The organism is Mycobacterium sp. 1423905.2 (genome assembly GCF_001673155.1).
Classification (GTDB): Bacteria; Actinomycetota; Actinomycetes; order Mycobacteriales; family Mycobacteriaceae; genus Mycobacterium.
This window is the reverse complement of the sequence record NZ_LZLE01000028.1, coordinates 1-23,256: the sequence shown is the minus strand read 5'-3', so window position 1 is coordinate 23,256 and position 23,256 is coordinate 1. Positions and strand designations below refer to the sequence as shown.

General features: G+C 66.4%; 21 protein-coding genes. 16 read left to right on the top strand and 5 right to left on the bottom strand.

The genetic code is table 11. The features are described 5' to 3' along the window. Positions 1-712, top strand: a 712-nt coding sequence (locus A9W95_RS02180) for a helicase HerA-like domain-containing protein (protein WP_156745957.1), incomplete at its 5' end; no start/stop codon positions are given. 7 nt (positions 713-719) lie between these two features. Here A9W95_RS02180 and cmrA read toward each other — a convergent pair. Further along, positions 720-1,526: a mycolate reductase gene (gene cmrA, locus A9W95_RS02175; RefSeq protein WP_067409008.1), complete on the bottom strand. Its 807-nt coding sequence runs from the start codon at positions 1,524-1,526 to the stop codon at positions 720-722. 329 nt (positions 1,527-1,855) lie between these two features. Here cmrA and A9W95_RS02170 point away from each other — a divergent pair, with 329 nt between their 5' ends. Next, on the top strand, positions 1,856-3,184 hold the full coding sequence (locus A9W95_RS02170) for an MFS transporter (RefSeq protein WP_067409010.1): 1,329 nt from the start codon (positions 1,856-1,858) through the stop codon (positions 3,182-3,184). On the opposite strand, the gene A9W95_RS02165 is transcribed toward A9W95_RS02170, so the two are convergent. Both A9W95_RS02165 and A9W95_RS02160 read right to left on the bottom strand, forming a co-directional pair. Beyond that, on the bottom strand, positions 3,181-3,963 hold the full coding sequence (locus tag A9W95_RS02165) for an MmpS family transport accessory protein (protein ID WP_067409009.1): 783 nt from the start codon (positions 3,961-3,963) through the stop codon (positions 3,181-3,183). The two genes, A9W95_RS02170 and A9W95_RS02165, sit on opposite strands and share 4 nt — an antisense overlap. A gap of 129 nt (positions 3,964-4,092) precedes the next feature. Then, complete coding sequence (locus A9W95_RS02160) at positions 4,093-4,719, bottom strand: TetR/AcrR family transcriptional regulator (protein ID WP_067409007.1); 627 nt, start codon at positions 4,717-4,719, stop codon at positions 4,093-4,095. A 163-nt stretch (positions 4,720-4,882) separates the two neighbouring features. On the opposite strand from A9W95_RS02160, the gene A9W95_RS02155 reads away from it, so the two are divergent. Genes A9W95_RS02155 through A9W95_RS02120 form a run of 8 tightly spaced genes read left to right on the top strand, consistent with a single transcriptional unit; the run spans position 4,883 to position 13,139 of the window. Then, the gene (locus A9W95_RS02155) at positions 4,883-5,626 is read left to right on the top strand and encodes a CoA transferase subunit A (RefSeq protein ID WP_067409006.1); all 744 of its coding nucleotides are present in this window, start codon (positions 4,883-4,885) and stop codon (positions 5,624-5,626) included. Further along, positions 5,623-6,270, top strand: coding sequence for a CoA transferase subunit B (locus A9W95_RS02150; protein ID WP_067409005.1), 648 nt, complete (start codon positions 5,623-5,625; stop codon positions 6,268-6,270). Before A9W95_RS02155 ends, A9W95_RS02150 begins: the two co-directional genes overlap by 4 nt. After that, positions 6,267-7,844: a carboxyl transferase domain-containing protein gene (locus A9W95_RS02145; RefSeq protein ID WP_067409004.1), complete on the top strand. Its 1,578-nt coding sequence runs from the start codon at positions 6,267-6,269 to the stop codon at positions 7,842-7,844. Before A9W95_RS02150 ends, A9W95_RS02145 begins: the two co-directional genes overlap by 4 nt. Positions 7,845-7,848: 4 nt before the next feature. Continuing rightward, complete coding sequence (locus A9W95_RS02140; protein WP_067409003.1) at positions 7,849-9,843, top strand: acetyl/propionyl/methylcrotonyl-CoA carboxylase subunit alpha; 1,995 nt, start codon at positions 7,849-7,851, stop codon at positions 9,841-9,843. 2 nt (positions 9,844-9,845) lie between these two features. Continuing rightward, positions 9,846-11,012, top strand: coding sequence for an acyl-CoA dehydrogenase family protein (locus A9W95_RS02135; protein WP_067409002.1), 1,167 nt, complete (start codon positions 9,846-9,848; stop codon positions 11,010-11,012). Next, positions 10,994-11,503 carry a MaoC/PaaZ C-terminal domain-containing protein gene (locus A9W95_RS02130; protein ID WP_156745958.1) on the top strand — a complete coding sequence of 170 codons (510 nt, stop codon included), beginning with the start codon at positions 10,994-10,996 and terminating at the stop codon, positions 11,501-11,503. Before A9W95_RS02135 ends, A9W95_RS02130 begins: the two co-directional genes overlap by 19 nt. Further along, positions 11,500-12,333, top strand: a complete 834-nt coding sequence (locus tag A9W95_RS02125) for a CoA ester lyase (protein ID WP_067409000.1) — start codon at positions 11,500-11,502, stop codon at positions 12,331-12,333. Before A9W95_RS02130 ends, A9W95_RS02125 begins: the two co-directional genes overlap by 4 nt. Beyond that, positions 12,330-13,139 carry an adenylate/guanylate cyclase domain-containing protein gene (locus tag A9W95_RS02120; RefSeq protein ID WP_067408999.1) on the top strand — a complete coding sequence of 270 codons (810 nt, stop codon included), beginning with the start codon at positions 12,330-12,332 and terminating at the stop codon, positions 13,137-13,139. The genes A9W95_RS02125 and A9W95_RS02120 overlap by 4 nt, the downstream gene beginning before the upstream one ends. 12 nt (positions 13,140-13,151) lie before the next feature. Here the strand turns inward: A9W95_RS02120 and A9W95_RS02115 are convergent, their stop codons facing one another. After that, the gene (locus A9W95_RS02115; protein WP_067408998.1) at positions 13,152-13,922 is read right to left on the bottom strand and encodes an enoyl-CoA hydratase; all 771 of its coding nucleotides are present in this window, start codon (positions 13,920-13,922) and stop codon (positions 13,152-13,154) included. A 119-nt stretch (positions 13,923-14,041) separates the two neighbouring features. On the opposite strand from A9W95_RS02115, the gene A9W95_RS02110 reads away from it, so the two are divergent. Then, entirely contained in the window at positions 14,042-14,566 is a 525-nt protein-coding gene (locus A9W95_RS02110; RefSeq protein ID WP_067408997.1) for a nuclear transport factor 2 family protein, read from the top strand. 133 nt (positions 14,567-14,699) lie between these two features. Then, the gene (locus tag A9W95_RS02105; protein ID WP_067408996.1) at positions 14,700-15,368 is read left to right on the top strand and encodes a helix-turn-helix domain-containing protein; all 669 of its coding nucleotides are present in this window, start codon (positions 14,700-14,702) and stop codon (positions 15,366-15,368) included. A 27-nt stretch (positions 15,369-15,395) separates the two neighbouring features. Here A9W95_RS02105 and A9W95_RS02100 read toward each other — a convergent pair whose 3' ends face one another. Further along, the gene (locus tag A9W95_RS02100) at positions 15,396-16,199 is read right to left on the bottom strand and encodes an emopamil-binding protein (RefSeq protein ID WP_067408995.1); all 804 of its coding nucleotides are present in this window, start codon (positions 16,197-16,199) and stop codon (positions 15,396-15,398) included. Between the two features lie 163 nt (positions 16,200-16,362). On the opposite strand from A9W95_RS02100, the gene A9W95_RS02095 reads away from it, so the two are divergent. The 4 genes from A9W95_RS02095 to A9W95_RS02080 form a co-directional block, all read left to right on the top strand. Then, positions 16,363-17,376: a TauD/TfdA family dioxygenase gene (locus A9W95_RS02095; RefSeq protein WP_067408994.1), complete on the top strand. Its 1,014-nt coding sequence runs from the start codon at positions 16,363-16,365 to the stop codon at positions 17,374-17,376. A 115-nt stretch (positions 17,377-17,491) separates the two neighbouring features. After that, positions 17,492-20,803: an MMPL family transporter gene (locus A9W95_RS02090; protein WP_253851531.1), complete on the top strand. Its 3,312-nt coding sequence runs from the start codon at positions 17,492-17,494 to the stop codon at positions 20,801-20,803. Between the two features lie 131 nt (positions 20,804-20,934). Next, positions 20,935-22,698, top strand: coding sequence for an alpha/beta hydrolase domain-containing protein (locus A9W95_RS02085; protein WP_067408992.1), 1,764 nt, complete (start codon positions 20,935-20,937; stop codon positions 22,696-22,698). A gap of 126 nt (positions 22,699-22,824) precedes the next feature. After that, the coding region (locus tag A9W95_RS02080) for an AbrB family transcriptional regulator (protein WP_172826528.1) at positions 22,825-23,256 on the top strand (432 nt) is incomplete at its 3' end.

Here is a 23,256-nt window from a genome sequence, read left to right as displayed (position 1 = left end):
GTTCGCCGACGCCTCGAAAGCGTTCCTCGAGCAGGTAGAGCAGACCGTCAAGCTGATTCGCTCCAAGGGCGTCGGGGTGTTCTTCTGCACCCAGCTACCCACCGATCTGCCCAAGGATGTGCTCTCGCAGTTGGGTGCGCGGATTCAGCACGCCCTGCGCGCGTTCACCCCCGACGACCAGAAAGCGTTGAGCAAGACGGTCCGCACCTACCCGAAAACCGATGTGTACGACCTGGAGTCGGCGCTGACGTCGTTGGGGATCGGCGAAGCCGTCGTCACGGTGCTATCCGAGCAGGGAGCGCCGACACCGGTCGCCTGGACCCGGATGCGGGTGCCGCGCTCACTGATGGCCGCCATCGGCACGGACGCGATCGGCGCCGCCGCCCAAGCCAGCCCACTGCAGGCGCGGTATGGCCAGACCATCGACCGGCCGTCGGCCTACGAGATGTTGCACGAGAAGTACGCGTCCGCACCAGAAGCCGCGCCGGACGCGCCCGCACCACCGCAGGAAGGGCCGCCGCCGCGCGGCCCCTACGATCCGCTGCCTGGCGACGACCTACAAGTGCCCCCCATGCCCGCGCCGGCCGAGCCGCAGGGTCGCGCGGTGTGGGAGCAGGTCTTGAAAAACCCGACGGTGAAGAGCGCTATCAATACCGGCGTGCGCGAGATCACTCGCAGCATTTTTGGGACCGGACGGCGCCGCCGCAGATGATGCGGGTCTACCCGCCGCCGAGCTTCTTGTAGAAGGCGCCGACTATCGGCGCCACGATGGCGCGCGGAGCGTATCCGCTGGCCACCGACATGGCTTTGGACGTCAAGCCGGGTACGACGCGCATCTTGTTGCGCTCCAACGCATCCAGCGAGACTTGGGCGGTGTGTTCGGTCGAGATCCAGAGGAACTCCGGTACCAGCTTCTCCACCAGCGACGCTTCGTCGGCCGAGGGCAGATCGGTGCGGACCGGGCCGGGAGCCAGCAGTGTCACGTGCACGCCGGAGTTCTTCAATTCACCGCGCAACGATTCGCTGAACGTGTTGGCGAACGCCTTGGTGGCGGCATAGGTCGCGTTGTAGGGGATGGGCGAGTTGCCTGCCGCCGAGCCGGATATCAAAATGCCGCCGGCTCCGCGTTTGACCATCCCTGGCAGGACCGCCAACGTAAGGTCATGCACGCCAAGGGCATTCAGTTGCACCTGAGCCTTTTCGCCGGCCGGGTCGAGGCCTGACACCGGGCCGAAGGTCGCCGTGCCGGCGTTGGCGCACAGAATTGAGATCGGTCGGGAGGCCAGTTCCTCACACAGTTTGGCGCGGTCTGCGGGATCGGCGAGGTCGGCCGGTCGCACGTCCACTGTGACGCGGTACTTGTCGGAGAGCCGGTCGGCCAACTCGTTGAGCAAGTTCTCGCGCCGCGCGGTGATGATCAGGCTGTGGCCGCGGGCGGCGAGCTCGGTGGCCAGCGCTTCGCCGATGTTTTGCGAGGCTCCGGTGACAACCGCGCGCGCGTCAGGACTGGGAGCGGGGATCGGCATGCGGCCATCGTAGCGATCGGGGGAGGTTGACCCGGCGGGTCGCTACCAAACCGCCTTCGTAGCGATCGCAAGCGCGGCGGTAGCCGGGCGCAGCGGATCGCTACCAAACCGCCTTCGTAGCGATCGCAAGCGCGGCGGTAGCCGGGCGCAGCGGATCGTTACCAAACCGCCTTCGTAGCGATCGCAAGCGCGGCGGTAGCCGGGCGCAGCGGATCGCTACCAAACCGCCTAAAGTGCCGGGCATGAGTCAGCCGGAGTCGGATTCAGCTGAACACCACCTCACCGAGCCGGTAAATCAGCAGACGAAAGCCGAGAACGGCCCTGCAAAAATGCAGGGTGGGCGAGAGCCGGCCGCTCCGATGCGCTCGCGGGTAGCCGCCTGGGCGCTCTGGGACGCCGGCTCCACCGGTCTCAACGCGATCGTGGCGACATTCGTGTTCTCGGTTTACCTGACCAGCAGCGTCGGGGAGGGCATGCCCGGCGGTACCTCCCCGGCAAGCTGGCTGGGCCGTGCCGGCGCCGTCGCCGGCCTGACGATCGCCGTGTTGGCCCCGGCCCTCGGAGTGTGGGTCGAGTCCCCACACCGACGGCGCGTCGCTCTGAGCACCCTGACTGGCCTCGCGGTCGCATTGACCTGCGGAATGTTCTTCATCCGGGACAGCCCCGGCTACCTGTGGGCCGGTCTGGTGTTGCTGGCGGCGACGGCCGCCTGCGGCGACCTGTCCAGCGTTCCGTACAACGCGATGCTGCGCCAGCTCTCGACTCCGGACACCGCCGGCCGCATCTCCGGTCTGGGTTGGGCGGCGGGTTATCTGGGCAGCGTCTTGCTGTTGCTGCTGGTGTACCTGGGTTTTATCGCCGGCAGCGGCGATACCCGCGGTCTGCTGCACCTACCCGTCCGAGACGGACTCAACGTCCGAGCCGCCATGCTGCTGGCGGCGGCGTGGCTGGCGATCATGGCCTTGCCGCTACTCTTCGTCGCCCACCGGCTGCCGAATACCGCTGAGCTGTCGCACCCGACCAGCATGCTCGGCGGTTATCGCAAGCTGTGGGCGGACCTCACCACGCAATGGCGTCGCGACCGCAACCTCATCTATTTCCTGGTCGCGAGCGCAATCTTTCGCGACGGGCTCTCCGCCATATTCGCCTTCGGCGCGGTGCTCGGCGTAACCGTGTACGGCCTCAACCAAGGCGACGTGTTGATCTTCGGCGTGGCAGCCAGCACCGTCGCGGCGCTGGGCGCGGTGGCGGGCGGGTTCGTCGACCACCGCGTCGGCTCCAAACCGGTCATCGTCGCGTCCCTGGCCGCCATCCTCGCCGCGGGTTTCACCTTGATGACGCTGTCCGGTGCGCTGGCTTTCTGGGTCTGCGGGCTGTTGCTGTGTCTGTTCATCGGACCCTCGCAGTCGTCGGCGCGAGCCCTGCTGCTGCGGATGGCCCAACACGGTAAAGAAGGCATGGCCTTCGGCCTTTACACCATGACGGGCCGGGCCGTCGCGTTCCTAGGGCCCTGGTTGTTCTCGGTGTTCGTCGACGTGTTCAACGCCGTGCGCGCCGGCTTGGGCGGAATCTGTCTGGTGCTGTCGGTAGGCCTGCTCGCCATGCTGGCCGTGCGGGTGCCGCGCCATGGCGATGCCGTCGCGGCCGAACCGTCCTAGAGCGGGGCGTCGCAGATGGTCAGGCCGACTCCGGTGCGCTGACGCACCTGCACCCCGCCCACACTGACCGAGCAGGTGATGTTGTGGCCGATGTTGATGATGGTGACGCTGGGCGGACTGGTGGTTGATTTGGCCAAGCTGACCTCTTTGCTCCACGGCAGAGCCACGTTGAATTCGGTCTGCACGACGTTGCCCGTATCCATGTAGGAGACGCTGATCGCGCGGCCTTCACCGGAAATGGTGTAGACGACGGTCTGCATGGCTCCTTGGCCGGTGGTCGCGGTAGGCGCAGGAACCCCTGATTCGGTGGTCGTCGTAGGCGTCGGCGTGAGGCTCGGCGTGGTCGGCGAGGTCCGCTTCGTCGGCGTCGGAGCGGTCGTGCTCGGCGTGGGCATGGGCGGCAGCGGCTCGACTGCCGTCTGACTCTTCGTGGAAATGTTCGCGACGACCAGCGCGATCACCAACGCGACGACCAGCAACACCGCGCCGCCAGCGACGAACCACAACCAACGCGGCGTGCGCGGTCCTTCGGGCGGTGGTGGCCCCTCTGGTGGTGGTCCGCCGGCTGCCACCTGGTCCTGCTGCCAATACGGCGGCAATTGCTGGGTGGCGCCGGCTTCGTTGGGCGCCCAGGGCGAATAGTTGCCGCCGTAGGTAGCCGAGTACGGCGCCTGGTCGGCGTAGGCCGGATCAGACTGCGGGTAGGGATACTCCTGCGACCAGGGCGACGGCCCCGGTTGAGGGGGACCGTACCGCTCGTGGCGGCGCGGATCGCTCATGTCCACCTCATGGTTTGCAGGGTACCTGGGCTTTTTCTTCAGGCTGGGCAGTCGGACCGCGGTGCAGGGCTGCTGACGCGGTAGCCGTCGACACCCATCTTGCCAGCGCCGCCCGCGCGGCTTCACGCGTCAGTGCTCAGCGGCGCCCAACGCGGCGATCGTCATGGCTCGCATCACGGCGCGCGATCGCACCGGGTCGGCCGACTTCACACTGTGCGGCGTGGAGTTCAGCAAGCCGAAGACGGCATGCGCCATCAGCCGTGCATCGCTCTGCGGCTGATCGGGGTGCAGTTGACCCAAGACCTCCACCCACACCTCGACGTACTGCCGCTGTGCTTTGCGCACCTGCCGCTTGGCGGTGGGGGGCAGATGCGCGAGGTCGCGGTCTTGAATGCGGATCAAGTTCGGCTCGTTGAGGGCGAAGTCGAGGTGAAACTCGATGAGCCCGTCGAGTGCCGCGGTGGCGTCCGGGCTCTTCGCTGCCACGTCGCGTGCTCCGGCGAGAAGTCGAGCGCTGACGCCTACCAACAACTCGACGAGCAATGATTCCTTGTTGGAGAAGTGCCGGTAGATGGCGGGGCCGCTGACGCCGGCGGCGGCACCAATGTCCTCCAACCGCACCGCGAGGAAACCGCGGTCGGCGAACAACCGCTCGGCGGCCGCCAAGAGTTGTTGGCGCCGGTCAGACTTCAACTGACTGCGGCGATTTGGTGTCTCCGACTGGTTGACCGGACCGTCCGGGACGGACGCTGTCATGCACGCCTCCTGGACAGCTCGGTTAATCGTGACTAACTTAGCACGCCGGTTCTATTGCGGGTCGCCAGCGACGACCTACTGCCCTGGACTGAGGGCGACGCCGAATGGTATCCTCGGCGCCAGTTAATCGACATTAACTGAAATCTCCGAGAGGCGCTGCGGCATGGACAAAGTGGTGGCTTCCGCTGCCGAGGCGGTGGCGGACATTCCCGACGGGGCGTCGCTGGCGGTTGGAGGATTCGGCCTGTGCGGGATCCCGGAGGCGTTGATCGCGGCGTTGGCCGAAAGCGGCGTCACGGACTTGGAGACGGTGTCGAACAACTGCGGCGTCGACGGCGTCGGGCTGGGTGTGCTGTTGCAGCACAAACGAATTCGCCGCACCGTCTCCTCCTACGTCGGAGAGAACAAGGAGTTCGCCCGCCAGTTTCTGTCCGGTGAGTTGGAGGTCGAGCTGACCCCGCAGGGCACGCTGGCCGAGCGACTGCGCGCCGGAGGCATGGGCATCCCGGCGTTCTACACCCCGGCTGGGGTCGGCACCCAGATCGCCGACGGTGGTTTGCCGTGGCGCTACGACGCGTCGGGCGGGGTGGCGGTGATGTCGCCCACCAAAGAGACCCGTGAATTCGACGGCATGACCTATGTGCTCGAGCGCGGCATCCGCACCGACTTCGCCCTGGTGCACGCGTGGAAGGGCGACCGGCACGGCAACCTGGTGTACCGATACGCGGCGGGCAATTTCAATCCGGAATGCGCGCCGGCGGGGCGCATCACCATCGCTGAGGTCGAAGAGCTCGTCGAGCCCGGGGAGATCGACCCTGCGACGGTGCACACTCCAGGCGTCTTCGTGAATCGGGTGGTGCACGTGCCCAATCCGGTCAAGCGAATCGAGAAAGAGACGGTGCGATGACCTGGAGCCGCGACGACATGGCCGCACGGGTCGCATCGGAATTCGAGGACGGCCAATACGTCAACCTCGGGATCGGCATGCCGACCCTGATTCCCAATCACATCCCGGCCGGCGTCCACGTCGTCTTGCATTCGGAGAACGGCATCCTCGGGGTAGGCCCGTACCCGCGTCCCGACGCGGTCGACGCCGACTTGATCAACGCCGGCAAAGAAACCGTCACCACGTTGCCCGGCGCGGCGTTCTTCGGATCCTCCACGTCCTTCGGCATCATCCGCGGCGGCCACCTCGATGTGGCCGTGCTGGGCGCCATGCAGGTTTCAGTCACCGGAGACCTCGCTAACTGGATGATCCCCGGCAAGATGGTCAAAGGCATGGGCGGAGCGATGGATCTGGTCCACGGGGCGCGCAAGGTCATCGTGATGATGGAACACGCCGCTAAAGACGGCAGCCCGAAGATCCTCGAACGCTGCACCTTGCCGCTGACCGGGGTCGGCTGTGTCAACCGCATCGTCACCGAACTTGCGGTGATCGACGTCTGCGAGGATGGCCTGCACCTCATCGAGACCGCGCCCGACGTCTCGGTGGAAGAGGTCGTCGCGAAAACCCAACCGCCGCTTGTCCTTCAAGACCTGGCCACCCGGTGACAACCATCGCGCCGTCGTTCGCCGACGAGCATCGTCGCCTCGTGGCGGAGTTGAACGAAAAGCTGGCCGTGGCTGCTCGGGGCGGCAACGAACGCGCGCGCGAGCGGCACGTCAGCCGCGGCAAGCTGCTGCCTAGGGAACGGGTGAACCGCCTGCTCGATCCCGGCAGCCCCTTCCTCGAACTGTCCCCGCTGGCCGCCGGCGGCATGTACGGCGATGAGTCGCCCGGCGCGGGAATCATCACCGGCATCGGCCGGGTATCCGGGCGTGAGTGCGTCGTCGTCGCCAACGACGCGACGGTCAAGGGCGGCACCTATTACCCGATGACGGTCAAGAAACACCTGCGGGCCCAAGAGGTTGCAGTGCAGAACCTGCTGCCGTGCATCTACCTCGTGGACTCCGGCGGCGCCTTTCTGCCCCGGCAGGACGAGGTGTTTCCCGACCGCGAACACTTCGGGCGGATCTTCTTCAACCAGGCGACCATGAGCGCCAAGGGCATTCCACAAGTGGCCGCCGTACTGGGTTCCTGCACCGCGGGCGGTGCGTATGTCCCGGCCATGAGCGACGAAGCCGTCATCGTGCGCGAGCAGGGCACCATCTTCCTGGGTGGCCCGCCACTGGTGAAAGCCGCCACGGGAGAGATCGTTTCGGCTGAGGACCTAGGCGGGGGCGACCTGCACTCGCGGGTATCCGGTGTGACCGACCACCTGGCCGACGACGACGAACACGCCCTGCGCATCGTCCGTGACATCGCCGCCACCTTCGCCCCCCGAGCGCCCGGGCAATGGGAGGTGACGTCATCGGTGCCGCCCAAGCACGACCAGACCGAGCTGTACGACGTCGTGCCACCGGATCCACGGGTGCCCTACGACGTACACGAGGTGATCGTGCGACTGGTCGACGGTGGCGAATTCAGCGAGTTCAAGGCGCTGTACGGCAAGACGCTGGTAACCGCCTTCGCGCGCATCCACGGTCACCCGGTCGGCATCATCGCCAACAACGGCGTCCTTTTCGGCGAATCGGCGCTCAAGGGAGCGCATTTCATCGAGCTCTGCGACAAACGCAACATCCCGCTGCTGTTCTTGCAGAACATCGCCGGGTTCATGGTCGGCCGCGACTACGAAGCCGGCGGCATCGCCAAGCATGGCGCCAAAATGGTGACCGCTGTGGCCTGCGCCCGCGTGCCCAAGCTCACCGTGGTAATCGGCGGATCCTATGGCGCGGGCAACTATTCAATGTGCGGTCGGGCGTACTCGCCGCGCTTCTTGTTCATGTGGCCCAACGCGCGGATCTCGGTGATGGGTGGTGAGCAGGCCGCGTCGGTGCTGGCGACCGTGCGCGGCGAGCAGCTCAGCGCCTCCGGCACACCGTGGTCTCCCGAGGAGGAGGACGCATTCAAGGCGCCGATCCGGGAGCAATACGAGGATCAGGGCAACCCGTACTACTCCACTGCGCGACTGTGGGACGACGGCATCATCGATCCCGCCGACACCAGGACCGTTGTTGGGCTGGCGCTTTCAGCATGCGCACACGCTCCGCTCGCACCGGTCTCCTACGGCGTGTTCAGGATGTGAGGCCATGTTCGACACCGTCCTAGTGGCAAACCGTGGCGAGATCGCGGTGCGGGTCATCCGCACGCTGCGCCGGCTGGGCGTACGGTCGGTGGCCGTCTACAGTGACGCCGACGCGGCAGCGCGCCATGTCGTCGAAGCCGACACCGCCGTGCGGTTGGGACCGGCCCCGGCGCGCGAAAGTTACCTCGACATCGGCAAGGTCGTCGACGCGGCGCGGCGCACGGGAGCGCGGGCGATTCACCCGGGCTACGGGTTTCTCTCGGAGAACGCGCATTTCGCGGCGGCGTGTGATCGCGCGGGATTGGTCTTCCTCGGACCGCCCGTGCGCGCCATCGAGGTGATGGGCGACAAGATCACCGCCAAGAACGCGGTCGCGGACTTCGACGTGCCGGTGGTTCCCGGAGTCGCCAAACCCGGACTGACCGACGATGACTTGGTCGCGGCGGCCGAGGACATCGGTTACCCGGTGCTCATCAAACCGTCGGCCGGCGGCGGCGGTAAGGGCATGCGGCTGGTGCACGATCCGGCGCGGTTGCGCGAGGCGTTGGTCAGCGCCCGGCGCGAGGCCGCGTCATCGTTCGGTGACGACACGTTGTTCTTAGAGCGATTCGTGTTGCGGCCCAGGCACATCGAGGTGCAGGTACTGGCCGACACGCACGGCAACGTCGTGCATCTGGGTGAGCGCGAATGCAGTCTGCAACGGCGTCACCAGAAAGTGATCGAGGAGGCGCCGTCGCCGCTGCTGGATTCGCAGACCCGCGACCGGATCGGACTGGCGGCCTGCAACACCGCCCGCAGTGTGGACTATGTCGGTGCCGGAACGGTCGAATTCATCGTCTCCGCCGAGCGGCCGGACGAATTCTTCTTCATGGAGATGAACACCCGACTGCAAGTCGAACACCCGGTCACCGAAGCGATCACCGGATTGGACCTGGTGGAGTGGCAGTTGCGGGTGGCCGCCGGGGAGAAGTTGGGGTTCGCGCAGGACGACGTCGAACTCGACGGCCACGCGATCGAGGCGCGGGTCTATGCCGAGGACCCCGGCCGCGGATTCCTCCCCACCGGAGGCCGGGTGCTGCAGGCACTGGAACCGACCGGTCCTGGTGTGCGAGTGGACTCCTCGCTGCTGGCGGACACGGTGGTGGGCAGTGACTACGACCCGATGCTGAGCAAGGTCATCGCGCACGGCACCGACCGCGATCAAGCATTGGCTCGACTCGATCAGGCACTGGCGCAGACCGCGGTGTTGGGTGTGCAGACCAACGTCGAGTTCCTTCGTTTCCTGCTCGCCGACTCGCGGGTGCAAGCCGGGGACCTGGACACCGCACTGTTGGACGAGCGGTTGGCCGACTTCACACCGCAGGCAGCACCCGACGACGTACTGGCCGCAGGGGCGCTCTACCGGCAATGGGCCCTGGCCCGTCGGGCCGCAGACAACCCCTGGGTAACTCCGAGCGGCTGGCGAGTCGGCGGCGTGACCGTGCCGGTGCGCACCGCGATGCAGACCGCGCTGCGCACTGAGACGGTGTCGGTGTGGGGCCTGCCCGAGGCCGCGACGGTACAAGTCGGTGATGACGAAATAGTGGCAGCTAGTGCGGAAGTTGCGCCGGGCCGGCTGTACGCAACGCTGAACGGCCTGCGCCGCGAATACCGCTGGGCGGAGGCCGACCGGCATCTATGGATCGCCGACGAGCGCGGCACCTGGCATTTGCGTGAGGCCGAAGAGAACAAGATCCATCGCGCGGTGGGCACACGTGAAGCCGAAGTCGTGAGCCCGATGCCCGGCAACGTCATTGCCGTATCCGCCGTCTCCGGAGACGAGGTCGCCGAGGGAGACGTGGTCGTGGTTGTCGAGGCGATGAAGATGGAACATTCGCTCACCGCACCGGTTTCGGGACGCGTGGAAGTGCTGGTATCCAAGGGTGACCAAGTGACGGTCGATCAGGTGCTGGCCCGGCTTACTCCGGCCGACGACTCTGCAGCAGAAAGCAAGGACTGATCATGACGACAACCATCACGGCGGGCACGCTGCCCAAGGAATACGAAGACCTTCGCGACACCGTGGCCGAATTCGCCCGTACCGTAGTCGCGCCGGTCTCGGCCAAACACGATGAGGAACACAGCTTCCCGTACGAAATCGTCGCGAAGATGGGTGACATGGGCCTGTTCGGCCTACCCTTCCCGGAAGAGTACGGAGGCATGGGCGGGGACTACTTCGCGCTGTCGCTCGCTCTCGAGGAGCTGGGCAAGGTCGACCAGTCGGTCGCCATCACGCTCGAGGCCGGAGCCAGCCTCGGTGCCATGCCGATCTACCGGTTCGGCACCGAAGAGCAGAAACAGAAGTGGCTGCCAGACTTGGTGGCCGGCCGTGCGCTGGCCGGCTTCGGGCTGACCGAGCCCGGCGCGGGATCGGACGCGGGCAGCACCAGGACCACCGCTCGCCTCGACAACCGCGAGTGGGTGGTCAACGGCAGCAAGCAATTCATCACCAATTCCGGTACCGACATCACGTCGCTGGTCACGGTCACCGCCGTCACGGGCACCATCGGCGACGGGAAGAAGGAGATCTCGACGATTATCGTGCCCAGCGGCACACCGGGATTCACCGTCGAACCCGTCTACAACAAGGTCGGCTGGAACGCATCCGACACCCACCCGCTGTCCTTCGACGACGTCCGTGTCCCCGAGGAGAACCTGCTCGGCGCCCGCGGCAGCGGCTATGGGAACTTCCTGTCCATCTTGGACGAGGGCCGCATCGCCATCGCTGCGCTGGCCACCGGTGCAGCGCAGGGGTGCGTGGACGAAAGCGTCAAGTACGCCAAGGAACGCCAGTCCTTCGGCCAGCCGATCGGCCGTTATCAAGCGATCAGCTTCAAGATCGCGCGCATGGAAGCGCGCGCCCACGTCGCCCGGACCGCCTACTACGAAGCGGCGGCGAAGATGTTGGCGGGCAAGCCATTCAAGAAGGAAGCCGCGATCGCGAAGATGATCGCCTCGGAGGCGGCAATGGACAACGCGCGGGACGCCACCCAGATTCACGGCGGCTACGGCTTCATGAACGAATATCCGGTGGCCCGACATTATCGCGACAGCAAGATCCTCGAGATCGGGGAGGGGACCACCGAGGTGCAGCTGATGCTCATCGCGCGATCGCTGGGTCTGTCGTGACGGAGAAGTCGATTGTTCAGCGCGGCTTGTGGTTTGAAGAGTTCGAGGAAGGGACGACATACCTGCACCGGCCCGGTCGTACCGTCACCGAGGCCGACAATGTGTTGTTCACGACATTAACGATGAACACGCAGTCGCTGCATCTGGACGCGGCTTGGGCGGCCGAGCAGCCGGGTTTTCGCGGCGAGCGGTTGGTGAACTCGATGTTCACCCTGTCGACGTTGGTCGGGTTGTCGGTGGCGCAGCTGACGTTGGGGACTATCGTCGCCAACCTCGGCTTCTCCGAAGTCTCGTTCCCCAAGCCGGTTTTCCACGGCGACACCCTCTACGCCGAGACCGTCTGCACCGGCAAACGCGAATCGAAGAGCCGGCCGGGCGAAGGCATCGTCACCCTGGAACACACCGGCCGCAACCAACACGGCGACGTGGTCGCCCGAGCCGTTCGCACGACATTGGTGCAGAAGCGGCCCACCGAGGAAGGGGCCCGATGAATCTGCGCGCCGCCGGACCGGGATGGCTGTTTTGTCCGGCCGATCGGCCCGAACGGTTCGCCAAGGCCGCGGCGGCCGCCGACGTGGTGATCCTCGATCTCGAAGACGGCGTGGCCCAAGCCGAGAAATCCGCTGCCCGCCAAGCACTTCAGGACACCCCGTTGGATCCGGGACGTACCGTGGTGCGGATCAACGCCAGTGGCACTGCTGAGCAAGCCCTGGACTTGGCGGCGCTGACGCAGACCGCGTACACGACGGTGATGCTGGCGAAGACCGAGTCGGCCGAGCAGGTGGTGGCGTTGGCACCGCTTGACGTGGTCGCCTTGGTGGAGACACCGCGGGGGGCGTTGTTCGCGACCGAAATTGCGGCCGCAGCCAACACCGTGGCGATGATGTGGGGCGCCGAAGATTTGGTCGCCACGTTGGGCGGCAGCTCCAGCCGTCGCGCGGACGGAAGCTATCGCGACGTGGCCCGCCATGTCCGGTCGACGGTTCTATTGGCAGCAGCCGCCTTTGAACGCCTGGCACTGGACGCGGTGCACTTGGACATTCGCGACACCGAAGGATTGCAGGAAGAGGCCAACGACGCCGCAGCGGTCGGCTTCGACGTCACCGTCTGCATCCATCCCAGCCAAGTCGACCTAGTGCGCAGAGCATATCGGCCCAGCGACGAGAAACTCGCCTGGGCCAGAAGGGTTCTCGTTGCATCGCGCAGCGAACGCGGCGTCTTCGCCTTCGAGGGGCAGATGGTGGACTCGCCGGTGCTCCGGCACGCCGAGATGATGCTGCGGCGGGCCGGCGAATCCGAGCCCACAGCCAGCGATTCGTGAGCGCGGCCGTCATCTGGGCGATCGTCGCTACCGCCGAATTCGCCGGTCTGGTCACCACCGGGGTACTGCTCGTCGTGTCGCGGCGGCAATTGGCGGGAGCGCGAGTAGCGATTCAGCGCCTTCGAGAAGACCGGCCGCGGCGCCGGCGCCGACCCGGAGTCGCACCGATTGCCCTGCGCACTGCCTGGCGCACCGCTGACTCCTTGATCAACAAAGGAATTGGCGCGACGGTCCGTAACTCAATCGAAGACCTCGCCGGATGGGCTCAGGTCGAACGGCCCAACCTGGCCAGGCTGACCGCGGACGGCGACGTGGTGATCGCCTTCTCCGACATCGAAGGCTCCACCGAACTCAACGAGGAACTGGGCGACCGAGGCTGGGTCAAATTACTCGAGCGGCACAACAAACTGATCCACCGACAGGTCGACGCTCACGGTGGTCACGTGGTGAAGACGCAGGGTGACGGATTCATGATCGCCTTCGCCGACGCGGCACAAGCGGTGCGCTGCGGAATTGCCGTGCAACGCGCATTGCAGGAAAATCCCGAGCGGTGGGACCGGATTCGGGTGCGCATCGGCCTGCACATGGGCAGTTCGGTCCGGCGGGGAGACGACCTGTTCGGGCGCAACGTCGCGATGGCCGCCCGGGTAGCCGGCCAGGCCGACGGTGGGGAAATCCTGATCAGTGAATCCGTCCGCGACGCGATCAACGGAGCGGTCGACATTGCACTCGACCCACCGCGCGACGTGGAACTCAAAGGGCTCCGCGGTAGCCATCAGGTGTACCCGGTCGACTGGTCACACTAGGTAGCTACAGCACTACCTGCGTTGGGCGGCGGCCAATCGCGCGGCGAATTCCGGCGATTGAATCGAAGTGGCCTGCGGGCCCAATTCGGTGTTCTTGGCGAACTCGTGGTGTTCGTTGTCCAGGGAGCCGGGGCTGGCGGTGGCGCGCATGGTGGCCTTGGTCGCCAATACCACCTCGCGGGGTGCTGCGGCCGGGCCGGCGGCGAGTTCCAGGGCCGCCGCGACGGGGTCGTCGGCGACCTGCAATGCCAAACCATGCCGCACGGCGGATTCGGCGTCGAAGCGCATACCGAATAACAAAGCAGCCCTAGCGACTTGGGGTCCCGCCCCGCGCTGCAGCATCCAGGTCGCACCACCGCCAGGATGAATCCCCAATTTCTGGAAGCGCGCGTCGAACATCGCCCCGGGTCCGGCGATGCGCACGTCGGCGGCCAACGCCAGATTCAGACCGGCGCCGACCGCCGCTCCGTTGACCGCCGCGATGGTCGGCAAAGTGCAATTGCCCACCGCCATGAACCCGTCGTAAAGCCGCTGCAAGCCCGACTCGGCGCCGCCGCCACCGGCGGCCCCCAGGGCGCTGAGGTCAGCGCCGGCGCAGAACGCCTTACCCGCACCGGTGACCACGACGGCGTGCACCGCTTCGTCGGCTTCGGCTTTCTCGACCGCGGCCCGCAATTGCGCCGACATGACGTCGGTGACGGCGTTGCGCCGGTCCGGGTCATTGACGGTAATGAGTGCGACGCGGTCAGCGGTGCGGTACAGGACGAGGTCGGTGTGCGCCATCGGACAAGTATCCAGAATGCGTTGGAAGCCTGCGTGGTGCCTCAGGTCTGCCATGGCGATTTGTCCACTCACCGAACATCGGTTGGCGAGTGCGACGCAGGTCTTTCTACCGTCAGCACATGACCGAGGTGGACAGGGCGACGACGAACCACGACGCGATGGTCGCTCTGTGGGAGCGGCACACGAGTTACGAATTCGAAGCCAGGGACGCCGATCTCACTGTGTCGACGATGGTTCCCGAGGCGCGCGTCATGCATCTCCCGACGATGAGCGGAGCGTCGGGGCGTGAGGCGTTGCGCCACTACTACGCCGATGTGTTCATTCCGGCTCAACCGCCCGATGTGACCTTGGAAGTCGTCGCGCGATCCCTCGGCGACGACATCTTGGTCGACGAGTGCATCATGCAACTCACCCACGATCGTGAGCTACCGCATCTGCTGCCCGGCGTACCGGCGACGGGTGTACTACTCGAGGTTCCCTTCGTCGTGGTGGTGAAGTTCCGCGGCGGGTCGATGTCCAGCGAAACGCTCTACTGGGACCAGGCGCAGGTCCTGCGGCAAGCAGGTCTGATGCCGGCGAACGGCGTGCCGCTGCCCGACATCTTGCAAGTGATCGGCTACCTGCGCCAGGGGATCATCCACTGACAGGTATTGCCGGACATGGACAATCAACCGGAGTTGATCCGATAGCCAGCTGAGTGGACGATGTGTCGGGGCGCAGGGGTGCATGTGGTCGACTACTGGCGAGCCCACCAGGTCGCTGTCGGAAAGGCGGGCCATGATCGTCAAGGAGCCCGATCGTGGCGGTGCGGCCGCGCCGAACCGGGGCGTCGTCGAAAGTGCGTTCATCCTCCTCGACCTGGTCGCCGAGCTGCAGCCGGTGCGGCTGGTCGACCTCAGTGCGGCATCGGGCATCCCGCATCCAACCGTGCATCGCTTGCTCCGGCAGTTGCTCGAAGGCGGAGCCGTCCGGCGCGAGGGATCGCGTTACGCGTTGGGCGCGAGCCTGCTCCGGCTCGGTGCGACCGTCACCCCCGCGGCCAGACTGCGCGTGGCATCGCGCAGACCCATGGCCGAACTCGCCACCATCACCGGAGCCGCTGTGAGCCTGTCCGCGGATCTCGGTGACGGACCGGTCTACCTCGACACATTGGAAGCCCGTTCGCCCGTCCGGTTCGTCGCCCGGGCCGGCAACCACGTGCCGCCCGAAACCGCCCAATGGCGCGCGCACGACTGCCTCGCGGCCACCGTCCCGCTGGTGGACGCCGGTCAAGTGGCCGTCAATCACAGCTGCGTGGCGATGGGCATCCCCTTCGGCTCCTCATCGGGCATCGCCGTGGTGTGCACGTTGATCTCGGCTGCACGTCCGCCGCATCAGATGATCGCGGCCACGCGCTGGGCGGCTGAACGCATCGCTGACTCGGTGGGCGTCGCATCCTCGATCTGAGCGGCGACTTCACCGGCCGAGCGACGATCAGGCGGGTAACGGCTCCGCGGGCCGGGAACTGGCGTCGCTGCCAGCGGAAGACTCGCCACGAGCGCCGGCGCGTCTGGTCAAGTAGTCGACCTGCAGGTACACGGCGTAGAGCACAAAGAACGGCAAGATCATGTACGGCACGTTTTCCCCGACGAACTTGAACCACAGCCCGTAGGCACCTTGGCCGATGTCGCCGAACGCGGCGCGAATCTCCGAGACGTAGTACACGATGGTGCCGGCCAGCAACACCGTGATGCCCACGAACGTCAGCCACAGGCACTTGATCCGAGACTCGTCGGGCAGGTCCTTTCGAAGTAGCCGAAGCCACACCAGTCCCAGGACCAGTCCGATCACCACCGCCCCGAACTCCAAACCGAAGATCCAGTTGTTGTCGCTGCGGTAGCGGGTGTCGGCCAGGCCGTACTGCCACCACAACCACCGCCACCCCGGGTCGGTGGTCGGGTGCCACAGATGTAGCGGGTGACCGATGAGAAAGGGCAACTCATAGGTCAACTGGCTGCCGATGGTCAGCGGTACATAGATCAAGGTGAGTTCGGCGGCCAACTCGAGGCGGGAACGTTGTTCGCCGCGGGCTTTCCAGAACAAGATCAGCGGCAGGACGATCACCGGAACGCCGAAGATGACGTTGGCCGCTACGTCGACGGTGAGCGTCGGGGGCAGCAATCCGGTCGCCTCCGCGATCGTCATGAAGACGAATACCGCTCCGACGATCGACAGCAGCCAGACGTACGCGCGTTGGCGGTGCGGCGCGAAGGGGCGGGCTAGCTCCGGTGAATACAACGGCTCACCTCGCTCAATATTGAGTATCAGGTACTTGACACTATGCAGATGCCGCCGGTGCCGTCAAGCCTGGGAAGCCGGAGGAAAGCACTTCAAGAAAGTTCCAAGACCAGTCATTGAAACTTCATAGAAAGCAAGCCAGGACGATAGGGGATGAGCAGAAATGTCCACTTTGGTCGAGAACAACGAGTCGCGGACCAACGAAGCGGCGCAAGCGGCGTCAGGCGCTCGGCGGCAGCCGATGGCCGGACCGACGGTCTGGGACCACGCCGGCCTGGGCGAATACGACTACATGATTGCGGTCGAGCCGCGACAGGCCGAGGCATGCCTGCGGATCCGGGACCGGTTGCGGCGCCGGGGCCGGCGGCTCGACACCATCGAGGCGTCGGACTTTCAGGAGCCGGAACTCGCCGAGATCGCTCGCGGCATCCGGCACTGCCTGCGTCTCGGTCCGGGGTTCTGCGTGCTGCGCGGCCTTCCCTTGAACGACTGGACCGACGAGGAGGCCTCGATGCTGTACTGGGGCCTGGGCACCTACCTGGGCGGACCTCAGCCGCAGAACCGGCAGGGCGACCGGGTGTACCTGGTGCAGGACACCGGACAATCCGTGGCAGAGGCCCGCGGCTCGAAGACCAACTCGGAACTGATCTTTCACACCGACTCGGCGTGCGCTTACGCCGGCAGCCGCCCCGACGTGCTCGGCCTGCTGTGCCTGCGCAAGTCGGTGTCGGGCGGGGAGTCGGTCATGGTCAGCGGCCACACCGCCTACAACGCGCTGCTGCAGACCCAACCCGAACTGGTTGACGAGCTTTACGGGGAGTTCTGCTTCGACCGCTCGCACGAAACCGAACCGGGGGAGGACCCGATCACTGTCGGATCGGTCTTCACCGACACTCCCGACGGTGTGCGCATTCGGTACAACCGGCTGCACATCGAACTGGGCCACTACCGCGGCGGTAAGCCGCTCAACGACCGCCAGCGCCAAGCGCTGGATGCGTTCGACCGCGCCCTGAACGACCCGGCCAACTTCGTCGAGTTCACCCTCGTTCCCGGAGATGTTCTGTTCGCGGACAACTACACGACATTGCACAACCGGCGCGGATTCGTCGATGCTACCGAGGTGGAGGCACGGCGCTGCCTGGTGCGGCTGTGGCTGGCCGGGGAGCCGCTCAACTGAGCGGCTTCACCCCGACCGGATTGGGTCGTCGGATTTTAGAAACCGCCAAGGCCTTCCCGACACACTGCTGAGGTGCGACGATCACCGGGGAAAGGCAGCTGACATGTTGAGGCGATTGGCCGAAAACTCCGTGCGTCGCCCCAAATCGGTGCTCGCGGCAGTGCTGGTCTTGCTCGGCATCAGCGTCGTACTGGGCGGCTCAGTGTCCGACAAACTCGGGACGGGCGGCAACACCGATCCGAATTCGGAATCCTCGCAAGCCGACGAATTCTTGGATCAACACTTCGGCACCACCGCCAATCTGGTCGTCCAGCTGCTCCCTCGCGAGGGCACCGTCGACAGCTCCGAGGTCGCCGCGGTGAAGGACCGAGTCCTGCGGGCGGTCGCCGCCGAGCCCAAGGCAAAGGTCACCAGAGCCTTCGGCGACTCCGACGCCAGCGACCTGGTCAGCAAGGACGGCCGCTCGGGACTGATCCTCGTGCACGTCGGCGGGAACGCCGACGAGGCGGCAGACACGGCCAAGCGGATCATCGCGAACCTGCCCCACGACACCAACGTCGCGGTGCGCGCGGGCGGCGCGCTGGGCGTGCAGCAAGAGATTCGCGACAAGGTCAAACACGACCTGAAGACCAGCGAGAGCATTGCGGTGCCCATCTCGCTGGCCGTCTTGGTCATCGTGTTCGGCGGTCTTATCGCGGCCGTCCTCCCGGTGGTGGTCGGGGTCGTCTCGATTGTGTCCACGCTGTCGGTGCTGCTGCTCATGACGACGATCACCGATGTGTCGGTCCACGCCCTCACGGTCACAACAGCATTCGGCCTCGGGTTGTCCATCGACTTCGGCCTGCTGATGGTGTCGCGATTCCGCGAGGAACTGGCCAACGGCAGACAACACCATCAGGCAATCGTCGCCACGGTCACCACGGCCGGGCGGACCATCCTGTTCAGCGCGGCGACCGTCACCCTGGCGATGACCAGCCTCTTGGTGTTCCCTACTTACTTCCTGCGGTCGGTGGGACTGGCCGCGACCGCCACCGTTCTGCTGTCGGCGTTCAGCGCGATCGTCGTCTTGCCGGCGCTGCTGGCCCTGCTCGGCAAGCGGGTCAACTCACTGTCGGTCATCCGCCGGAAGGTTCCGCCGTCGGCCGATTCGCTGTTTTGGCGACGTTTCGCCGAGGTGGTGACGCGTCGGCCCACGCTCTACGCCCTACCGGTGGTGGCAATGCTGTTGGGACTGGGGATTCCGTTCCTCAAAGTCCAATTCGCCACCCCGGACGAGCGCGCGCTGCCGAACGATTCCAGCGCCCGCCTGGTGGCCGAATCGCTGCAGCGTGATTTCCCGCTGGACCCCTCACAGGCGGTCACGTTGGTCACCCGCAATGACGCCGGCGCGTTGCAGAATCTCGCTCCCGAGGTGTCGCGCATGGACGGGGTGGTCCTGGTCACCGGCCCCATCGGCCGCTACGAACACGGTCAGGTGGTCGCCCAGGCGTCGGGCGTTTCCGGCCCCAGCTACGCGATCGTCTACCTGTCGGTCCAGTCGGACTCCGATACCGCGCAACATCTGGTCCGCGACATCCGGGCGAAGGTGACCAACCACCAGATCGAGGTCGGCGGCCCGACGGCCACCCTGATCGACAGTCGCACCGCCATCGCCGACAAGCTTCCGTTGGCGATCGGCCTGATTGCGGTGTCCACGTTCATCTTGTTGTTCTTGTTCACGGGCAGCGTCGTGGTGCCGGTGAAGGCGCTCGTGCTGAATCTCCTTGTGCTGAGCGCAGTTCTGGGCATCATGGTCTGGATCTTCCAAGAAGGGCATCTGGCCGACGTCCTGGGCATCACACCCGCGCCGCTGAACCTGTCCATGGTGGTCCTGCTGTGCGCCATCGCGTTCAGCTTGTCCGTCGACTATGAGATCTTCCTGCTCAGCCGGATCAAGGAAGCCCGCGACTCCGGGTTGTCGAACACCGCCTCGACCGTCATCGGGCTGGGCCGGGTGGGCCGGATCGTCACCAGCGCCGCCCTGCTGTTGACGATCACACTGATCTCGTTCGCCAACGGACTGTCCTTCATGAAAATGTTCGGCATCGGCACGGCGCTGGCCGTCGTCATCGACGCCACGATCATTCGCGCCGTCGTGGTGCCGGCGTTCCTGCGGCTGGCCGGCGACCTCAACTGGTGGGCGCCGCCCCCGCTGCGATGGTTGCACGCGCGCATCGGCATCAGCGAAGCGCCCGAAGCCGAACCCGAAGTGGTGCGCGAGCCCGAGGTGGTGCACGAGACCGGGGCGCCCGTGCTGCCGGCCGAGGAACCGTCGGCCAGCGCGCCCGCTCTGCCGCCGCGCGAGATCGAGGTCATCCCCGGTCAGCACCTGGTGGCCAACGTCAACGGTGCGGTCATCGTGGTCGCCCACCGCGAACGCTCGCCGCTGACCGCGCAATCCGTTGCAGCACAACAGATGACGGCACTGACCGAAATGGTCCGGCGCACCGACGCGCAACAGATGGTCAGTGCGTTCCTGCAGGTTGCGCGGGAAACAACCTGGACGCGCACGCTGGTCGACGTCGGCATCATCATCCCCACCGCGGCGGGGCTAGAGATATTGCTGTGCGGCAGTGTCACCGCTGCCCTCGACGACGGCCCCGAGAACCCCCAGGGGCAGACCGTGCTACACGGCCGCGGACGCTTACTCCACCAGTCCGTACCCATGCCAGCGGTAGCGGCCGTCATCACCGTCGACGACTTCGGCCAGCGGCCGGCCTCGGCCGATGCCAACGGGGTGTACAAGCTCGCCGGAGGGACCGTGCCCGGACACGGTGCGGTGATCTGGTCGACGCAGGCCGCGTCGGCCCCCCGGCCCGCGCCCGCGCCCGCCGTTCCCTCCGCGCCGGCCGCGCCGGTGTCCGCTCCCAGTCACGAAAACCTCTCCACCGCAGAGACAGTCGAGAAAGCGCTGCCCAAGCGATGGATCGTCCTGGATGACACCTCGCGCTTCGAACTCGACCGCGATGTCGTCATCGGCCGGGATCCGCACGGGTCCGACGCCGCGAAACGCGGACTGCGTCCTATCCGCATCGACGATCACACCGGTGAAATGTCTCGGGCCCACCTGGAGGTCCGGGTGGCCAACGGAGAAGTCGTCGTCGTCGACCGCAATTCCACCAACGGAGTCTTCGTGCGCGAAACGGCGCAGCAGGGCTGGACCCGACTCACACCGTGGCAGCCCACGACCTGGCACCCCGGCGCCTTCGTTCAGCTCGGCGGTCGCATCCTGCGGTTGACTCTCACTGTCGACGAAGAGCCGCGCCACAGCCCGCGCGTCAGCGTGCCACACCACTTCCCTCGGGGACAGCACGGCAACCGCGGCCAAGGCGCGCTGTCGCGAAACAATCTCGCCCGTGTTGACGGCGTACCCCGAGTCCACCCCTGACCTCGATGCTCGGCGTCTGACGCTGCCGCGACGGTCGCCAAGAATCCTTCAAGGCCGAGCCAAGAATTCGCCAAGAGGGCCGCGACAACCTTGTGCGTGTACCGACCACGACACGCCAAGGGGGCCCGACGATGACCGTAGAGTCAGTTCAGACGCACAAGGTGTACCCGCACACCGACACTCGCTACGAGTGGGTCGAGGCCACCGTCCACTTCGCGGTCGACCCGGAAAGCCCCGCCAACAACGGCATCGTCGACCTCGAGCGCGCACCCCGCGACGACGATGGGCTGGTTCGTTACGACGCGGACCTGCGGATGCTGCGCCCGGTCGATGGCGGCAACGGCAAACTGCTGTTCGTCGTCCCCAACCGCGGCGTGCCCACCTACGCGCCGTGGTTCAAGAACGGATTCCTGCTCGAGCGCGGATGGACGATCGCGTCGTGCGGGTGGCAGTGGGACGTGCAGCGGGGGCCGGCCATCCTGGGCCTGACCGCGCCCCAGGCCGACGTGCCGGCCGGCTTCATGCGCCTGGAATGGCGTTCTGACAACGCCAGTGATGTTCACGCGCTGAGCTTTTCGGCGCCGGAGCTCGAGTCGGTGCCAGGCGCCGACGTGCTGTTCAAGTTCACCGACTACCCGACCGTCGACATCAACGACCCCGACGCCACTTTGACCGTGCGCACCTCTCCGGACACCGAGCCCACCACGATTCCTCGCGAGACGTGGCGGTTCACCGACCCGACGCACGTCGCGGTCGACGGCGGCTTCCAACCCTTCCACACCTACGAGCTGGTGTACCGCACCACGCTCGCACCGGTCGCCGGCTGCGGATTGCTGGCCATCCGCGACATCGTCTCGCACCTGCGGACAGACGGCATCGACCACACCTTCGCCTACGGCGTCTCGCAGTCGGGACGGCTGCTACGGCACTTCCTCTACGAGGGGCTGAACATCGACGAATCCGGAATGCCGGTCTTCGACGGCGTGTTCAGCGACTTCGCCGGCGCCGCCACCGGAGAGTTCAACCACCGGTTCGCGCAGCCGTCGGTCACCCAGACCAATGGATTCGGCAATCTTGCCCCGTTCGCCGCTGCTGACCTGCTTGCTCGCCAGCGCGAACTCGGCGGTGTGCCTAAGACGATCTTCACCAACAGCGCGTCGGAGTACTGGCACGGCGACGGTGCGCTGCTGCACGTGGACCCGCACACCGGCGAGGACCTGCCGGAGGACCCCGACGTCCGCACGTACCTGATCGCCGGCGCTGACCACTTCGGAAGCAGCCAGATCAAGGAAGCGCTGCCGGCCGCCAACCCGGTGCACCGCCTCGACGTCACTCCGGTGAACCGGGCCCTGCTGATCGCGCTGGAGCAGTGGGTTACCGACGGCGTCGAGCCGCCGGCGAGCCAGGTGCCGCGGACCAGCGACGGAACCGCCGTCTCCCGCAAGGATGTGCTGTCCATGTTCTCCCACACCGCGGCTCCGGATCCCGCGTCGCTGCGTTACGCGCGCCGCGTCGACCTGGGCCCCGACGCCGACCGCGGCGTCGGACGTTGGCCCGTGCAGTTCGGTGAAACGTTCGTTGACCTGGTGTCGGCGGTAGACGCGGACGGCAACGAGGTGGCCGGCATCCGGCTGCCCGCGGTCGCTGCGCCCCTTGCCGCTTTCACCGGCTGGAACCCCCGGCGCCACATCGACGAGCTGCCCGACGTCCTTTACGAGCGCATCGGCAGCCAGTTGCCCTTCCCGCCCGGACGGCCCTCGGCCGCCGAACGGTGGTCGACCCGCGACGACTACGCAGCTGCGGTCCGTGCGGCCGCCGAAGCGCTGGTGGCCGAGCGGTTCTTGCTGGCCGACGAAGTCAACTCCGTGGTGAAGAAAGCGGTCGCCGGCTACTGAGCCGCTTTCACCAAGAATTCGCCAAGGCGGTTGTTGGAGGCTCTAGAGCATGCAGCGCCCGGACCTCAAGCCAACCACCGCCAACGCCGCGACAGCGGCCGGCGTCACAAGAACAGGGACCTCATCATGAACGCGTTCGACCTCATCGTCATCGCCGTTACCTGCAGTGTCTTCGCCTGGTCGGTGGCGCGGTTCGCGCCCAAAGCGCTGCCGGCGACAGGCCTGGCGGCCCAAGGTGTGATCGGCGTGTACACCGGGCTAATGGTGCGCGAGATCTCGTTCGGCGCGCTGGGCTCGAACTGGCCGATCGTCATCGCGGTAGCCGTCGGGACCCTGATCATCAGCGTCGCGGGCGGCGCGCTGCTCGGTATGCACCGGGACGTCACCCCGTTGACCGGGGGACTGGCGCTGGTAGCCGGAGGATCGACCGGACTGGTCGCCATCGCCCGCGACCTCGGCGCCGATGACCGGGTCGTGGCAGCGGTGCAATACCTACGCGTCGCGCTGGTCACCGCGGCCATGCCCGTTGTTGCGACGGTCTGCTACCACGCCGCCGCG

Bases quoted from the DNA above. Each gene is read 5' to 3' on its own strand.
- cmrA (WP_067409008.1), bottom strand. From the start codon at position 1,526: ATGCCGATCCCCGCTCCCAGTCCTGACGCGCGCGCGGTTGTCACCGGA.
- A9W95_RS02170 (WP_067409010.1), top strand. From the start codon at position 1,856: ATGCAGGGTGGGCGAGAGCCGGCCGCTCCGATGCGCTCGCGGGTAGCC.
- A9W95_RS02165 (WP_067409009.1), bottom strand. From the start codon at position 3,963: ATGAGCGATCCGCGCCGCCACGAGCGGTACGGTCCCCCTCAACCGGGG.
- A9W95_RS02160 (WP_067409007.1), bottom strand. From the start codon at position 4,719: ATGACAGCGTCCGTCCCGGACGGTCCGGTCAACCAGTCGGAGACACCA.
- A9W95_RS02155 (WP_067409006.1), top strand. From the start codon at position 4,883: ATGGACAAAGTGGTGGCTTCCGCTGCCGAGGCGGTGGCGGACATTCCC.
- A9W95_RS02150 (WP_067409005.1), top strand. From the start codon at position 5,623: ATGACCTGGAGCCGCGACGACATGGCCGCACGGGTCGCATCGGAATTC.
- A9W95_RS02140 (WP_067409003.1), top strand. From the start codon at position 7,849: ATGTTCGACACCGTCCTAGTGGCAAACCGTGGCGAGATCGCGGTGCGG.
- A9W95_RS02135 (WP_067409002.1), top strand. From the start codon at position 9,846: ATGACGACAACCATCACGGCGGGCACGCTGCCCAAGGAATACGAAGAC.
- A9W95_RS02125 (WP_067409000.1), top strand. From the start codon at position 11,500: ATGAATCTGCGCGCCGCCGGACCGGGATGGCTGTTTTGTCCGGCCGAT.
- A9W95_RS02115 (WP_067408998.1), bottom strand. From the start codon at position 13,922: ATGGCGCACACCGACCTCGTCCTGTACCGCACCGCTGACCGCGTCGCA.
- A9W95_RS02110 (WP_067408997.1), top strand. From the start codon at position 14,042: ATGACCGAGGTGGACAGGGCGACGACGAACCACGACGCGATGGTCGCT.
- A9W95_RS02105 (WP_067408996.1), top strand. From the start codon at position 14,700: ATGATCGTCAAGGAGCCCGATCGTGGCGGTGCGGCCGCGCCGAACCGG.
- A9W95_RS02095 (WP_067408994.1), top strand. From the start codon at position 16,363: ATGTCCACTTTGGTCGAGAACAACGAGTCGCGGACCAACGAAGCGGCG.
- A9W95_RS02085 (WP_067408992.1), top strand. From the start codon at position 20,935: ATGACCGTAGAGTCAGTTCAGACGCACAAGGTGTACCCGCACACCGAC.